This is a genomic window from Allobosea sp. 05T422_2 (assembly GCF_056396265.1).
Genome location: NZ_JBFTLD010000531.1, coordinates 1 through 1057, shown reverse-complemented (window position 1 = coordinate 1057; position 1057 = coordinate 1). Strand labels below are relative to the sequence as shown.

Annotated in this window: 2 protein-coding genes; both read right to left on the bottom strand. The window is 64.1% G+C overall.

The genetic code is table 11. From position 1 onward, the window contains the following. Positions 1-365, bottom strand: a 365-nt coding sequence (locus AC1DJT_RS36885; protein ID WP_476836083.1) for a substrate-binding domain-containing protein, incomplete at its 3' end; no start/stop codon positions are given. Between the two features lie 69 nt (positions 366-434). Then, positions 435-1057, bottom strand: a 623-nt coding sequence (locus AC1DJT_RS36880) for an inositol monophosphatase family protein (protein WP_476836082.1), incomplete at its 5' end; no start/stop codon positions are given.

Below are 1057 nucleotides of genomic sequence, written 5' to 3'. Positions count from 1 at the left end.
GCCTTCCACTGCGACAGCGCCCAGTCGTGAAGGTCCTTGTTGACCGGCGATTCATATTCGAGGGTCAGCCCTTCCTCGGCAGCCTGGAGATGGGGGTCACCCGTGCCACCCCACCAGATATCGCCGCGCGGATTGGCCGATTCCGCCTTGAGCTGGGCATAGATCTCGCCCGCCGATTTGCGGGTCATCGCGACCTTGATCCCCGTATCGCGCTCGAACGCGGTCGACATGGCGCGGCACCATTCCTCCTGGACGCCGCAATACATGACGAGTGCACCCTGGGCCTGTGCGGGGGCCGCCGCAAAAGCAGCCCCGCTGGCCAGCGCTGCCAGGACCCCGGTCCGGAGCCATTGAAATCCCTGCATGTCATCCTCCCGTTACGTGTCGTTCTTGGTCTTGTTATTGGCTTGATAGTGACGTGTTGCCGGCAAAGATCAATCGTTCGCCTGCCGGCTCCCGATCTGCGTGACCTGTTCGAGTTCGCGGCGAAGCCCCGGCRTGCAGCACAGGATCGGGTTGCCTTTGGCAATACCGTCCCCGCTGAAGAAATCGCTGACATAGGCGCCGGCTTCGGCTGCGATCACGACACCGGCCGCAACATCCCATGCGTTGATGTGGAGTTCGGCATAGGCCTCCGTCCGGCCATTCGCGACATGGGCCAGGCCGAGCGCGCCGGAGCCACCGCGCTTCACCGAGGCGCCTGCGGCGTAGCCACGCCCGATCATCGCGACATAGCGTTCGGCCGGGATGCGCGTCGACCAGCCCAGTTCGACATAGGCGCGCTTGATATCGGTCTGCCCCGACACMTTGATCGCCTCGCCATTCAGGGTCGCGCCTTGCCCCTTGCGTCCGACATAGATCTCGCCCAGCGCCGGCGCAGAGAGAATGCCGATTTCGGGAACGCCGTTCAGCAGAAAACCGATCGAGATGCACCAGTTGCGGTCGCCGCGGGCGAAATTCGAGGTGCCGTCGATCGGGTCGATGATCCAGACCGCGTCCGAGGCTTCGCCGCCACCCTCTTCGCCGATGATCGCATCCTGCGGGAACATCACGGCAA